At 53.3% G+C, this 17,198-nt stretch carries 2 protein-coding genes; both read left to right on the top strand.

All coding sequences use genetic code 11. The annotated features are described in order from the left end of the window. Positions 1 to 4: 4 nt before the first annotated feature. Positions 5 to 415 (top strand): thioredoxin family protein, encoded by a 411-nt coding sequence (locus V7775_RS12510; RefSeq protein WP_335752234.1) that lies wholly within the window; start codon positions 5 to 7, stop codon positions 413 to 415. A gap of 1,428 nt (positions 416 to 1,843) precedes the next feature. Further along, positions 1,844 to 16,912, top strand: coding sequence for a beta strand repeat-containing protein (locus V7775_RS12505; protein WP_335752233.1), 15,069 nt, complete (start codon positions 1,844 to 1,846; stop codon positions 16,910 to 16,912). Positions 16,913 to 17,198: the final 286 nt, after the last annotated feature.

Below are 17,198 nucleotides of genomic sequence, written 5' to 3'. Positions count from 1 at the left end.
CACTATGACCATGAACCGTCGTACTTTTGTAGCAACTGCCGCCGCAATGGGCCTGTTGCCTGCCGCAGCTTCAGCCGGTGATTACGTAACTTATGCGCCTGGGATTATTGAAAAGGCGCTAGCTGACGGCAAGACAGTTTTTGTAGATTATTCCGCCACGTGGTGCAGCACATGCAAACGCCAAGAGCGGGTTGTGAACGGCTTGCGGGCATCAAACTCAAGCTATGATGAGGCCATGACATTTGTGAAGGTCGACTGGGATGACTTTGCGCGCCACGCAGTCACCACCTCCCGCAATATTCCACGCCGCTCGACGTTACTGGTTTTGCGCGGTGACAAAGAGCTGGGCCGCATCGTTGCTGGTACGTCAGAAAGCGATATCAAAGCGTTGATGGATACTGGTCTCAACCTCTGAATTCATCGAAAACGAATGGGCAACGGCGTGTTCAGGGTCGACGACGTTGGACACCATGATTGACTGGCGTCTGGTCCTAATGGGGCCAAGTCTATTATAAACAACAGAGAGTTAGCTCATCCCGTGGGCTGGGCTATGCAATGCGTCATCTGTGATGCTATCGGTACGTTTTGGCGTTTTACGGTTGGGCTATCCACTTTGGTGGAGAATGGCATTGCCGCCGCTCAAAGAACCGTTTGTGGGTGTAAGGCTGATCATGCAATTGCCCTCTCGTTTATAAAACATCGCCATGTAGGGCAGGGAACTGCTGTACAGGGGCCTGCAGCATGTCGACCTAGTGATCGGCATAACGGGCCCGCGGTGTTGCCTGCCGTATCTCACGTTTAAAGTTAAGGCAGCACATATCGGTAGGTCCAAAAACCAAAATCACATCATCTGATAGCTTACGAATTAGGCACCCGTTGAAGTATATTTTGCGCATTAACGAACGGCAGGCAATTGGACGAGAATAATAGAATATACCCAAATTCCCTTTCAGGTTTAAATTTCCATAAATAAAATACTAATACGGGAATTGGCCTGTTTGCACGATGCGATTCTCGACGGCTGACTTTGATTCTAATAGGTTTTATACCACTGAAATTCCCGACATGAATTAAAGTTCTATATTAGAGGGAATGACTCAACCTGTGATCGCATTTCTATTTTTGGTATTCATAAATATCCCCACCATCACGAGAAGCTTTTGGATGTTGTAAGGCCCCAGCAACCAACCTTCCAAGGCCTGTTAAACGTAGCGGGTTAGTATGGTTCATATTGCCCTTACAACGCACGTTGGATTTGATCAAATTCTAGTGCTTTTCCTAGGCGGCATAACGAAAATTATTGAGCAAAGTAACGCATTAATAACAAATACTTGAGAGTCCTTGAACCATCCGTGAACTCAACAAGTTCTCAGCCGAAATCTAGTACTGTTAGGTAACGATTTTGTGGCACTATATCTGTTTCAATATTGAATTAAACGCGAGCCAAAAGTAGGTCTATATCGTCACTTTTAAGGGCGTCATTTTTTGTTTTTTTCGGCTTAATTGCGTTAACTAACTGTTAATTGTTTCTTGACGTGGGGGTAATCCAATACGATGCTAACACCCAGACTTGTCCTAAGTAATTCTTGGTTGGTTTGTTTGTGAATAGTTACTTTATTCGAGTTGGCGCAGTTTTTTTTGTGCAGAGAAGCAAATTGTTTAAGTCTTGGGGGATGTTAATATGAATAATTTTGACGCTTTAGCTGGAGAACTAAAACTCCACCTTGATGCGCTCCGGTTGGTAAACCACCGAACCCCCTAAATCCCAATCTAAAGATAGATATATTTGAGTTCAGTCCTTTGGCTGGGCTGTTTCCACTTGTTTGCATGAAAGAATATTCCCATGGTCGAAGTTACATCCGTCACGCCAAGCCTCACAGTTATCAACGGAGACACGACAACCTTTACGGTCGTCGTCGTTTTTGATCAGCAGATGGACCCATCAGTGTTTCCAACTCTCGACTTTGGATTACCGCTTCCTTCTGTGATTTCTTTGACGACGCCAGCCCCAAATTGGAACTCGGTTGATACTGTAACAATCACGTATGAAGTTACAGGGATGTCGGGAACCTTCTCTGTAGCGGGCATCTCAGTGATGGGAGGGCAGAATACCGCTGTTACGCCAGAAGTTCATGGGTCTACAACAGTATCGCTGGCGACCTCTATAGATATTGACCTTGATCCGCCGAGCCAACCAACAGTGAATTTCGCTGGCGCAGGCGATACGACGTTTAACGACGCCGAAGCCATTCAAATCGCGTTTTCCGGCATCGACGCCGATGCGACGGGCACGATCACGATCACCTCGAATGGCGCCGGCAGCACGCCCGTCGTTTTGACAGGCATAACCAACTCCTCAACCAACCCTATGGAACTGACCGTGGGACAAAAAGCGATGCTGGGAGACGGCACCCTGACTGTCACGCTCGTCGTTACTGACGCCGCTGGCAACTCCGCCGCAGCGCCTGCTGCGCAGACGTTTACGCTGGACACCTCGGCCGATGCGGACGCAACTGCGCTGAGCGTGGGCTTCGCAAATTCCGGTGGCGATACAACGTTCAACAGCACCGAAGCCATTCAAATCGCGTTTGCCGGCATCGACGCCGATGCGACGGGCACAATCACGATCACCTCGGATGGGGCGGGCAGCACGCCTGTCGTTTTGACAGGCATAACCAGTTCCTCAACCAACCCTTTGCCGCTCAACGCCGGACAAAAAGCGGATCTGGCTGACGGTACCCTGACTGTCACGCTTGTCGTTACTGACGCCGCTGGCAACTCCGTCGCAGCGCCTACTGCGCCGACGTTTGAGTTGGACACCTCGGCCGATGCGGATGGAACCACGCTGAGCGTGGGTTTCACAAATTCAGGTGCTGATATGACGTTCAGTGGCTCCGAAGCCATTCAGATTGCGTTTTTCGGCATCGACGCGGATGCAACGGGCACGATCACGGTCGTATCGGATGGCATTGGCAGTACAGACGTTGTTTTGACGAGCCCTGCAGACTTTGCATCCAGTCCCGTAACGCTGACCGCAGCACAAAAGCTACAGCTGAAAGACGGTAATCTGACTGTCACGCTCGTCGCTACTGACGACGCTGGCAATACGGCACAGGTTGTGTCCAACGGCTATGATCTGGATGTGACCGGACCGTTGGTCGTATCTGGTGATTTCACCGGAGAAAGCACTGACGGGCAGATCAATCTTGATGACAACACTGTCACGTTAACCATCACATTTGACGAAGCGATGAATCCCGCTGTTGATCCGACCGTGGTTTTGAACGGCGATGCAGCAACCAACCTGACCGAAGATGCAATGACCGCACGTGTGTGGGATGCAGGAAATACAACACTTGCAATTACTTACAATGTGACGGGCACTACGGCAGACCATTTCAATATCACGTTCAGTGTCACCGGTGGCCAGGATGCAGCAGGCAACACGTTGACCACGGCAGCGGCCGTTGCGACCTCAACTGGCATTGATACCATTGCGTCCGTGTCAGAGACAAATGCGGTTACATTAGCCGAAGTACCAGATCAGGAAGCCGCCACCGCTGGCGCCATCGTGCTTGACTCGCTGTTAGGTGACGACGGCACGACGTATGCGTTAAGTGGAACCGGAGGTGTCTATGACGCCGTGAGTATCGTCGCAAACGCGGACGATTTCGATCTGGTTATTTCCGATACTCAAGCTGCTCGGGAATTCTTTGATTTTGAGGCACGCGGCGGTGTTACAGACGGCAACGGAACCATCACAACGCCTGTATCCATTGATGTGGATGTGATCGGTACCGACAACGGGGGTAACGCGACGACCTCGACGATTACACTGACGCTGACAAACCTAAATGACGCCCCTATTTTGGGCGCGGGAACAAATACACTGGGTGCGACAGCGACAGAGCGTGCGGATGGCTTAGTCGGCGAAAACGACACCCCCTTTGGCACAAGTGGCACTTATACTGTCAGCGACGATGATCTGACCGATATCCACTCTATCAATGTGGCTAACAATGGGACTGGTTATCTGGGTGTCCTGATTGCCGGCTTTGATGATCCAATTACTGGCGATGGTCAGGGCATCGTTGGATGGGATTTCACCATTGGTTTCCCGCTACCCGCGGGATCGCAAGCAACGCAAATGGCGGTTATTGATGCGCTCGGTGCGACGGAAACGATTGTTCAGACCTATGATGTTACAATCTCCGACGGTCAGGGCGGTAGCTTGCTTGAAACGATTACCGTTACAATTCAAGGCACTAATGATCAGCCTGTGATTTCGGCTACGTCTTCCAGCGCCAGCGTGACCGAGGTCGTTGACGATGCGTCCGACCAGCAGCTTGAAACGCAAGGAACCCTTAGCGTTGCAGATACTGATTTCAGCGATGATGTAACCGTGACAGTCTTTGGCGTCGAAATAGACGGGTCCAGCAATTTTGTTGGAACAGCGCCAACTGCCCTTGCGGACATGATGCAGGTTGTTGCCGGTGACGGTACGGGTACGTATGGGTCAGCGACAGCTTTGCTTGACGCGGATGGCACTGGGTCCGATTTCACGTGGCGCTTTCAGGCGGGCGATGCAACGACATCGCCGTTTGATTTCCTACGCGCAGGTGAAACGCTGGTCCTGAATTACACGCTGCGTGCGGATGATTCATCAGGCACCAGTGACGCCACAGCCGATCACATTGTAACAATCACAGTAACAGGCACTAATGATGTGCCCGTCATCATTGCCGATTCAACCGCTGCAGTTACCGCTGTAGAGGCGGGCGGCACCGCAAATGGCACTGCTGGTACCAACCAGGTAACCGGCGATCTATCCGCTTCTGCCAATTGGACTGATTCAGACGCAACCGAAGCCGCGGCTTTGGCCGTAGTTGAAGCCTCTCATGGCGCAACGGCACAGGAGACGCTGGAATTCGACAAAACTGGCGAGGCCGAAGTGACCGGCACCTATGGTAGCCTGTTCGTAAATGCGGACGGTACATATCGCTATGCACTAGACGATTCCAATGCTGCGACACAGGCGCTCGACAGTGCTTCAAATGTAACCGAGACATTTAACTATACCATCGCCAACAATGGTGGCGGTACGGGCAACACGGCGACCAATACGCTTACGATCAATGTTGACGGCGCAAATGATGCGCCTGTAATCAGTGTCGCAGGTGATAACGATTTGGGCACTGTTACCGAATCCGGCGTGGATGCCATGAACGCAGCAGATGCGGGTACGCCATCAGCGACAGGTACGCTGACCGCAACTGATGTCGATGCAAGCGATACCGCGCTGACCTTCTCTGCCAACGCGCAGGGGCTACAGTCAAACAACGGCACAACTGAAATTACAGGCACTTACGGCACATTTACCATCTCGGCGGCAGGTGTATGGACCTTCGCGCTGGCCAATGGATCAGCAGCTGTTGATGCACTGCATGAGGGGCAATCCGTCAGCGAGACCTTTGAAGTTCAGGTCTCTGACGATGAATCCGCCTTCGATATCCAACTTGTGACGCTCACGATTGTTGGCACAAATGACGCACCTGTCGTTACGGTTGATGCTGGTGTTATGCCAGACAATAATGTGACCGAAGTTGGTGCCGCTGAGATGGGGGATGTGACTGCATCCGGCGCGTTTAGCGTAACGGATATTGATGTCGATGCTCCTACGGCTGCCGATGATGCCAAGCTTTGGTCAATCACGGAAATCAACGGCGCGGCTGTTCAAATGCCTGTTGTTGCCAACGGCACCCCAAGCACTGCTGAGGGTACTTACGGCAGCCTGTCACTCACCAATGCAGGCACGTGGATCTATACGCTTGCGAATACGGACACGGATACACAGGCGCTGGCCGAAAATGCGATGGTAACAGATGTCTTTACCGTGCGTGTGGCAGACGGGCTTGGCGGTTATGACGAGCTTCCCGTTACCGTCACCGTAACAGGCAGCAACGATGCACCGGTCATTTCGGTTGAAACTGGCAATTCCGACGCGAAGTCCGTCGCGGAATCCGATGCCCAAAACCTGACGACAACCGGCACTTTGACCATTTCGGATGTGGATGCATCCGATAGCGTTGCAGTGAGCGTCACTTCGGTTATGGCAACTGGAGTACTTGGAACAACTTACACTTCAAACGCACAAGCGCTTGAAAACATGCTGACAATCACCGATGGTTCGACGCTGGTTACCGGATCGGGCAATGCCACGGGCACTTCGACTTGGACCTTTGACAGCGGTACGGAGACATTCGATTTCCTTGCCAACGGTGAAAGCATTGCGTTGGCCTACACTGTCCAAGCGGCAGATGGCGACGAAACGGTTTCCCAGACTGTGACCGTCACAGTGACAGGAACAAATGACCGTCCAGAAATCGGTGCTGGAGCGATCGGGAGCACTGTTACGGAGTCGACGGGACTCGTTGGTGGCAACCTCGTGGCGTCAGGCGCATTGGCCATTGTTGATGCGGATTTATCCGACGAGCACGCAGTGAGCGCCACGCGCACCTCCATTACTTGGACCGATGTGAACGGGGCCGACAACTTGGGGACCGCTTCGGAGGTAACCACACCGCTTCCCGACGGACTTGAGGCCGCGCTTGATGCCTTCACAGCCGTGATTGACGGGACAGATGATCGTCAAATCAACTGGAGCTTCAGTCTCGATGATGCCTTGGCCGACTTCCTCGGCGAAGGCGAAACCTTGACGGTTGTCTATGACCTAAATGTTGATGATCAGAATAGCTTTGACGGTATGGGCGCTGACGAGGCCTCCGTGTCTGCGGTGCAACAAGTCACAATCACGATCATTGGGACAAACGATACACCTGTAATCCTGGCCGAGACCGAGAATGCCTTCAGCGAAGGTGACTCTCTTGTGCTTGTCGATGATCAAATCGTTCTGGTTGGCGGCGTTCCCGAAGTTGTAACACCAGCCATAGTAACCGTGAACCTGCTTGGGGATGGCCCAGAGACTACCGACACCATTAATGTCACGGACGTCACCGAAAAAGATGCAAGCGATACGCGGGCTATTACCAGCACGGCAATCTCCGCATCTGGTGAGATGTTAGGTGGAATGGCTGTAGCAGGAACAATCCCTGCAGGCTTCTCCGCGACGGATGTTGCAGCAGCCTTCGATCTAACAACCGTTGCCGGAGTGGTCACATTTGACCGCAATGCGGCTGTGTTTGATGCGCTTGATGACACCGAGTTCTTGAATATCGTCATCAGCTATGAAGTGACCACAACTTCGCCGGATGGATCAACGCAATCCGTTGATCTCACAAGCACAATCCGCATCAATGGTGCCAATGATGCCCCCTACATTCTGGACGGCGGCGATCTCGCTCGGACCATCACAGAATTCACAGATGCCGACATCGGCGTGGAAAACACAGCACGCCCAACCGAAACAGGATTGATCACCTTCAATGACGTTGATCCGGGTGATATCAGCAACCTCTCGGTAACAACGGTCGCGGTTCAGGGAGGTGGCGTAGACGCCGCACTCTTGGCAGATTATGCTGGCACATTCTCTGCTGGTTTCTTTGCGCCAACAGGCACTGCCGAAGCGGATGCTGGCGTCGTATTCTACCAATTTGATATCTCGGATGGCCTCTTGGACCATTTGGCCGAAGGCGAGGTGTTCACTCAAGAGTACCTGATTTCAATCTCCGACGGCACAACAACAACAGCTCGGCCCATTGTACTGACCTTTGTAGGCACCAACGACGCGCCGACGATCACGGCGGCAGTTGCTACTGACGCGGAAGGTGCTGTGACGGAAGACGGCACTCTGATCACGTCGGGAACGCTGACGTTGGCGGATGTTGACGTGAGTGATATTGTCTCCCTTGCGGTGACTGGCGGTGGCTTGGTCACCAATGACGGCACGGCAGTTGATACAAGTAGCATGCTGACAATGGCGGCGGGCGATGGCCTTGATGGCTTGCAAGCCAGCGACACGGTAACGTGGACGTTCAACGCGGGCGGCGAGCTCTTCGACTTCCTGAAAGTCGGCGAAGAACTTGAGCTGACCTACACAATCACAGCCAGCGACGACACCATGCCAACCCCTGCGACCGCCACACAAGACGTGGTGATCACCATCACTGGCACCAATGACATGGCTATGATTTCTGGGGATGCGACGGGTACTGTTACCGAAGATATGGACGCGGTTACTGCAGGTGGCACCTTGACGGCTGTGGATGCAGATGACGGGGAATCCCTCTTTATCGCGCATGCTGGCACGGCTGGCGACGCAGGGTATGGCACGTTTACGCTGACGGCAGCCGGGGTGTGGACCTACACGCTGGACAGCACAAACGCACCTGTTCAGGCGCTGGGTGTGGATGATACATTGACCGATACGATCACGGTTTCCTCTCTTGATGGCACGGCGTTACAGGTACTCACCGTCACGATCGACGGGGCCAACGATGCGCCGACGATCACGGCGGCAGTTGCTACTGACGCGGAAGGTGCTGTGACGGAAGACGGCACTCTGATCACGTCGGGAACGCTGACGTTGGCGGATGTTGACGTGAGTGATATTGTCTCCCTTGCGGTGACTGGCGGTGGCTTGGTCACCAATGACGGCACGGCAGTTGATACAAGTAGCATGCTGACAATGGCGGCGGGCGATGGCCTTGATGGCTTGCAAGCCAGCGACACGGTAACGTGGACGTTCAACGCGGGCGGCGAGCTCTTCGACTTCCTGAAAGTCGGCGAAGAACTTGAGCTGACCTACACAATCACAGCCAGCGACGACACCATGCCAACCCCTGCGACCGCCACACAAGACGTGGTGATCACCATCACTGGCACCAATGACGTGCCTGTCTTGGCGGATGTTACTACAACCCCAGCGGTTGTAGATACGATTGGCAACGACACCATCTTGGGTGATGTATCTGGCACGCTTGTGGGTACGGATGCAGATGATGACTCCGTGCTGAGCTATACAATTGATGGTGAAACCCTTGCAATGGGAACCACATCGCTGCTCGGCAAATACGGCACGCTGACACTGCAAGAAACTGGCGGTTACAACTATGTGGTTGATACGGCGAAAGTGCAGGCTTTGGAGGCCAATGAAGATCCGCAGGAAACGTTCACTGTGGTTGTCTTTGACGGTATGGCCACAAACACGGCAACACTGACGGTTGATATCACGCCTGCAAACGATACGCCCGAATTGGCTGATGCAACAGGCAGCATTCTGGATACAGACGCTGCCGATACTCAAGCTACGTTGAACGGTGCGTTCGTTGCGACGGACCGTGATGCCGGGCATGCGGCTGCGATGGAGTACACAATTTCGGGTCAAATGCCTGTGCCTGAGGGTGATGAGACATCGCAAACGTTCTACTTTGATCGCAGTGCCGGGACAGTTGGCACAACAGCTGGCACCGGCCTGATCGAGCTGGGTACGCTGACGGTCAATGTCGATGGCAATTACGACTTTGAGCCAAATAGCGCCGGCATCGATATGCTACGCGATGGTGAGAACCCCGAAATCGTGGCGACAGTACGTGCAACAGATCCGCAAGCTGGATTTGACGAGGCATCGTTGACCATTTCGGTGACTGGCGAAAACGATGCGCCAGTGGTTGGCGCGACAACCCCACCAACACAGAATGGCGTTGTTTATAGCGAAGTAAAAGAACAGGCCGAAGGACCAACAGAGGGCGTGCAAGTTGGTGCCTCAGGTACCATCGCGTTTACCGATGCGGATAGCACAACATTGCCTTCCTTTGGTTTTATCGCAGCAGCATCCGGCTACACTGGTACAGTTTCCTTCTCACCCTCTGGTGGTACAGTTGCTGCTGGGACGGTTGGCTGGAGCATTGTTGTACCCGACGCCGATCTTAATGCGCTTTCCGAAGGTGAAGCACTCGGAAGCAGCCCGCAAATCTATGACATTACCATCAGCGATAACGAAGGTGGCGTTACAACCCAACGGGTTGAGATTTCACTTGTCGGGACAAACGACGCGCCAGTTATTGGCGGTGCAATTGGTTCAGATGCAGGTGCGGTGACCGAAGCGGCACCAGAAGGCGTCGTGAACACGTCCGGAACACTGACCATTGCTGACGAAGACACCTCGGATACTGTAACCCTCACGGTGACAAGCGCGACAGCACTAACCACGGGCAGTTATACAGGCACGTCTCCTTTGAGCGATGCAGCGTTGAAATCAATGTTGCAGGTTGCCGCTGGTGCCGCTGCCACAACGGGTTTCGCCGATACGGTAACTGTGGACGCGGACGGTGCGGGATCTGACATCACTTGGGCCTTTACGTCTGGTGCCACGGGCGACAGCTCTTTCAACTTCCTTGGGGCAGGTGAGACATTGCTTGTCGAATATCTGCTGACGGCTGACGACATGTATAATGGCATGTCCAACGGGTCAGATACACAGACCGTCACGGTTACAATAACGGGCACAAACGACGTGCCGGTTGCTGTGGGTATTTCGGCGACAGTTGCCGAAGACATTTCCGATACATCCGTAATTGCGACGGCATCAGCGACAGATTCAGATCAAAGCGATGTTCATTCCTATGCGATCACTGATGACACCTCTGGTTTGTTCGAGATTGATGTCACCACAGGTGAAATCTCACTTTTGGATGGAGCCAATCTGGATGCGGAAACGTCTACCAGCCACACATTGGAAGTGACCATTACAGATAGCCAGCTTGCATCAACCACGCAAAGCGTCACGGTTACTGTAACTGATGTGGATGACAACCTCACGATTGCCGCCGTAGATAACGACAGTGCCAACAATGCTGTGGACGAAAACGCCGCAGGTGGCTCGCCCGTCGGTCTGACGGCACTATCAACCGATGCTGACATCACGTCGGGCGCAATCGCCTACTCGATCTCGGGTGGCGACGGTGCAAGCCTGTTTGACATTGATAGCTCTACGGGTGTTGTCACGGTCAAAACCGGAGCAGATATCAACCGCGAAATGGCAGCAAGCTATGACATCGAGGTAACCGCTACACCTGCAAATGGTGCGGCAAGCACGGCCTCGACGTTTACCATCAATATCAACGATGTAGACGAATTTGATGTCGCGGCAACTGGCGACGGGGATCAAGACGCAAACGAGATTTCCGAAGATGCAACTGCAGGCAGCACTGTCGGGGTTACCGCCACCGCATTCGATGGGGATGCCACGAACAACGGAGTGATATTCCAGCTAAGTAACAACGCCGGCGGCATCTTTGAGATTAATACGACAGGTGTAGTCAGTCTTGCGCAAACAGTTGGCGCGCCATCGCCTGATTTTGAGACGGCGCAAAGCCATACAATCACTGTCCTGGCCACCAGTATTGATGGGTCTACTGTTACAGAAGACTTCACCATCTCGGTTCTTGATGTGGATGACACGAACCCCGTTATCCTCACGGTTGCAGCGCAAACCCATTCCGAGAACGGAATCGATGTTGTTACTCTGACAGCTACGGATGTGGACACGCCAGTTGGCGACATCAGCTTCACGATTGTGGGGGGCGCAGATGAGACAGCCTTCACCATCAGCACAGATGGATTGAACACACTACAATTCGTCAACGCGCCTGATTTCGAGAACGAAGCGGACGCGGATACCAACAACATCTACGAAGTAATAGTCCAAGCCACTGATACAGCTGGAAACCTGTCAACGCAGGCCATCAGCGTAACGGTTACAGATGTTAACGAAGCACCAACTGACGTGGTGTTGACCAACCAGCAGACAACAATTGCCGAAAACACCTCTGCACCGATTGGCGGTCTGAAAGTCGCGGACATTGGAGTTGTCGATGATGCGATTGGCTTTAACGACATTACGCTTACTGGTGCCGACGCGTCACTGTTCAGCATCGCAAAGGGCGAAAACGGTCCTGAGCTGCGGTTTGACGGAGGACCAGCCGACTTTGAGAATCCGAACGACGCAGACATGGACGGCGACTATGAAGTTACCGTTGAGGTTCGTGACGCCACAGTTGCAGGATCATCTAGTGTTACAGCCAGTTTTGTTCTGAACGTAACGGGTGTAAACGAAGCCCCTGAAATCGATGAAGTTGCATCTGATGTCGCCGTCAGTGGTGATGAAGGAACGGACATCACCGGAACCATTCTGGCAGCTGATGTAGATGCGGGCGCAATGCTCAACTACGCTCTTGCGGCAGGTGGTGCACCAAGCAACGGTGCTGTGACCTTCGGCGTTGAAGGCGCATACACTTACACTCCAACAGGCGATTTCAACGGCACTGACAGCTTCATTGTCGAAGTTACCGATGGTCTGCTGACCGATACGGTTACCGTTAATGTCATCGTGGATGCGGTGAATGATGCACCGGAAAATGGAATTGCCGGAGCATTTTCTGCAACCGAGGATACGGACCTGCCATTGACTGGTTTGTCGGTCGCAGATGTGGATGCGGCTAGCGGCACGATCACAATGATCCTGTCTGTTGACAGCGGCTCAATCGCTGCAACTGCCAGCGGTGGCGTGAGTGTCCTCGACAGCGGCACCTCATTAGTAACGCTGAGCGGTACGTTAGCCGATCTGAATACCTATCTGACGGCTTCCGCACCAGTCTTTAGCCCAGCATTGAATGCTGTTGCGGATGTCACGCTGACCATCTCCACCAGCGATGGTGGCAACACCGGTTCCGGTGGTGCGTTGACAGATGTCGATACGGTGACAATCACTGTGGCACCAGTGGACGATGCACCAATCGCTGCGGATGACGTTGCATCAACCGATGAGGACACAGCGACCACCATCGACGTGGCCAGCCTGATTGGTGAAGTGGACGGTGACACCACAACCGTCATAGCCAGCGTTAATCCGGCGCACGGGACTGTCTCGGTCTCGGGCACGCAGATCACCTTCACGCCAACCGCAAACTACAACGGCGCGGCTTCGATCAGCTACACCGTTACGGATGACACAACCGGAGCACTGTTCGACGATGGAACAGTCACCGTCACTGTCGACGCGGTGGACGATGCGCCAACAGCTGCGGATACAACTGCATCAACCGACGAAGACACAGCGACAACCATCGATGTGGCCAGCCTGATTGGTGAAGTGGACGGTGATACAACAACGGTCACGGCCAGTGTTGATCCGGCGCAGGGGACTGTTACGGTCTCGGGCACGCAGATCACCTTCACGCCAACCGACGATTACAACGGCGCGGCAACGATCAGCTACACGGTCATGGACGACACAACAGGGATGTTGTCTGACGATGGAACAGTTTCTGTCTCAGTGGCGGCGGTCAACGACTCCACTGAAATCGATACCACCGCACAAGTAACAAGCGGACACATCGAAGCAGTTGATGCGGCAGCACCAATCGCTACGGCGGTTGCAGCAGACGTAACGCTGACTGATGTCGATGCACTAGACTATGACACAGGTGTGTTTGCGGCTGCGGTTGATGGTGGTGACGCGACGGATGTGTTGGACCTTGATACTGCGGGCAACGTTGCCATCTCAGGCACCGATGTCACGGTTTCAGGCACCAGCGTGGGATCCATCGCGGGACGTGGCACTGCCGCGCTCAGCGTGACCTTCTCTGACAGTGCACAAAGTGCGCAGGTTCAAGCGGTCATAACTGCGCTGACCTACGTAACCACAAGCGACAATCCAGCTGCTTCGCGTAATATCACGCTCAATCTCACCGATGGTGATGGTCTTGCGGCGATAGAACAGACGGTTGCCGTAAACATCACAGCAAGCAACGATAGCCCGACACCTGAAGATGATAGCTTTGGTGCCACTGAAGGGGCCTTTGCATCAGCGATTAACGTAAGAACACTTGGCACAGCAGATAGCGACCCGGACAACGGTGATACATTCACAGTTACCAATGTTGCAGACATTGCTGATACCTTGGACCCCAATGGTGGCTCAGCTGTGGTGAGCGCGGCTGCTGCTGGTGTTATTACAACTGATTGGGGTGCCGAAATCACGCTCCAAGAGAATGGCCAGTTGTTCTATAACCTCACTTCGTCGACTGCTAAATTCAATAGCTTGGCAGCGACCGAGACGGCGATTGACAGCTTCAGCTACACGGTCACCGACCAAGCTGGCTTATCAACAACCGCGACGGTTTCGGTTACAATCACGGGGGTCAACGACGCTATCGTTGCTGTCTCGGATCTGATCGAAGCTACAGAAGATACAGCAGGTACAATTACCGGAAATATCCTTGATAACGACACTGACGTGGATACCAACGATACCCGTGAAATCGTAAACATCACCAGCTCGGTGTCTGCATCCGCGGTAATCACAGCAACTGGCTATCAAATCACAACTGTTGATGGCGTGGTTATAACGCTCGGCACCGATGGCGCTTATACGCTTACGGCACCGGAAAGTCTGAATGGCGGGCAGGTCTATACCGCCAACTTCCAGTACAGCGTTCAGGACGGAGGTTCATCAACGACCACATCGGTAGTTGTTGAAGTGACAGGCGATAATGATGTGCCAACAGCAGCAGCTGTAACGCTGATCGCATCTAACGAAGACACTTTGCGTGTCATCACTCAGGCCGAGATAATCGCCCTTGGTGTTACCGATATCGACGCAGATGCCTCTCTGGAGATCACGTCGCTTACTTTGACTTCGGGCAACGGTGTACTGACTGATAACAATGATGGTACTTGGAACTATCAGCCTGACTTGAACGACGATGGTGCTGTTACCTTCTCCTATGTCGCGTCAGATGGCCTACTCACAGCTACGGCCAACGCCAGCCTTGATCTGCTTCCAGTAGACGATGCGCCAACAGCTGCGGATACAACTGCATCAACCGACGAAGACACAGCGACAACCATCGATGTGGCCAGCCTGATTGGTGAAGTGGACGGTGACACAACGACCGTCACAGCCAGTGTTGATCCGGCGCAGGGGACTGTTACGGTCTTGGGCACGGTGATCACCTTCACACCAACCGACAACTACAACGGCGCGGCTTCGATCAGCTACACCGTTACGGATGACACAACCGGAGCACTGTTCGACGATGGAACAGTCACCGTCACTGTCGACGCGGTGGACGATGCGCCAACCCTCGATGTGTCTATTTCCAGTGTAACGCTGACCGATACCACCGGGGACGACACATTCACGACCACAACTGGTGTTCTAACGTCCAGTGATCCGGACACCGGTGATACTGTGGCGTTCGGTCTGACTGGTGCAATCACTTCTACAGAAGGGACATTCGATCTTGAGCTGTCCGGAGCAACTGGCACGGTGTTCTTGAACTCCTCATCAGGTGATTATGAGTACCGCCCTGATGATGCACTGGTCGAAGCAGCTATCAGCGATGTGATAGACGACTTTGTGTTCACGGCGACAGATTCTGCGATGGAAACTACGTCGGCGTCCTTTACGGTCACAGCCAACGGTGTCGATGACGCGGCTGACGCCGCCAACGATGCCTTTACGATCGACGAATTTACCATAATTAATGGCCTGGATCTCTTTGCCGACAACGGATCGGGATCTGATGTTGATCGCGACACAGCGTTGCTGAGCATCGCGGCGGTGAATGGCAACACAGCTTCGGTCGGAAATCTGATTACACTCTCCTCGGGTGCGCTCCTTACTGTGATGATGGACGGGACGTTTGTTTACGACACAAATGACGCGTTTACTTATTTGCCATCTTCGGCTTCTGGAGGGGCGATAACTTCGGTAACGGACAGCTTTACCTACACTCTTACGGACGGCGGCACGGCCACTGTGTCAGTCAACGTATTCGGGCGGGACAGTGACGATATCTTTACTGGCTCTGCGGTCGACGATGTGCTGGATGGTGAGGCTGGAAACGATAACATCGATGGTCTTGCTGGAAATGATACGCTGACAGGTGGCACGGGCAATGACACGCTTGCTGGCTCTGAAGGTGATGATGTCATAATCGGGGGGGCAGGCGACGACACCTTCGATGGTGGCATCGGGACCGATGTGGCTGATTATTCCCTCTCGACCGAAGACCTCGTGGTCAACATCAACTTTGCAGGGGCACAAAATGTCTCGGCAGGTGAAGGCAGCGATACATTCATCTCAGTCGAGGGCATCAATGGCGGTTCCGGAAATGATCTGCTGGTCGGCTCTGCAAGCAGCAATGAGATCAACGGCGGAGACGGTGAAGATCAAATTTACGGTATTGGCGACGCTGACGTCCTTAACGGCGGCGCAGGCAACGACCTGATTGAAGGTTCAGGTGGCAACGACACCATGGATGGCGGGGCTGGTGATGCTGACATTCTGAGCTACTTCAGCTCAGCGAGTGGTGTGACTGTTAACTTGCGCTTCCAAGGCCTTGATCAGGCTGTAGGCGGCTCGTCCGGCACAGATTTGTTCACAGGGTTCGAGGATGTCTATGGTTCGAACGCAGGGGCCGATGTTATTGTCGGTAACGGAGCCGGCAACACCATTCTCGGCTTCAACGGCGCTGACATGTTGTTTGGCTTCAGCGGTGACGATGAACTGCTCGGTATGAGAGGTTCGGATACCTTGACAGGCGGACTTGGTGCGGACACCCTGACTGGTGGCGGCAGCACGGATACGTTTGACTTTAATCAGGTCGACGAGAGCACCTCGAGCAGCCGTGATGTAATTGCCGACTTTGGTGTAGGCGGAGCGGACCAAATCGATCTGTCCACAATTGATGCTGACACATCACTTGCGGGTAATCAGTCCTTCACCTTTGTTGGGAGCGCCGCACTGAGCGGGGCAGGCCAGGTTAGGTTTGCCCAGAACGGTACAGATGGTTTTGTACTGGCTGACGTTGATGGTGATGGAAACGCAGATCTGAATATTATTCTATTGGGTGTCACATCATTGAGCGAGGACGATTTCATCCTCTAAACCACTATAAACAGAGGAAAAACGAGAGAGAGGACGGGCAGCATTTGGTGCCCGTCCTCTTTGACGTTTAAGTGTTGGACCTTTCGGGCGGTCAAAGACCTTTCACCCACAAGCCAAGAGTTCTGATATGGCCATACCACCCCGTTTGGTTGCTGGGTTATAGACGTAGAAAACACGGACAAACCCCAAAAATGCTGCCAGGAACAATTAAAAAACAGCCCTACGTGAGAGCAAACAAGGTGCGGGTGAACTTGCTGCGGCAACAAACTCAGTCATTGCTGTCACT

The sequence above is a fragment of the Sulfitobacter sp. genome (assembly GCF_036960155.1).
GTDB lineage: Bacteria > Pseudomonadota > Alphaproteobacteria > Rhodobacterales > Rhodobacteraceae > Sulfitobacter.
Note: the sequence above shows the minus strand (reverse complement) of the source record. Positions and strands in the feature narration are given on the sequence as shown.

Excerpts from the sequence above, each read along its gene's own strand:
- V7775_RS12510 (WP_335752234.1), top strand. The coding sequence starts at position 5 with ATGACCATGAACCGTCGTACTTTTGTAGCAACTGCCGCCGCAATGGGC.
- V7775_RS12505 (WP_335752233.1), top strand. The coding sequence starts at position 1,844 with ATGGTCGAAGTTACATCCGTCACGCCAAGCCTCACAGTTATCAACGGA.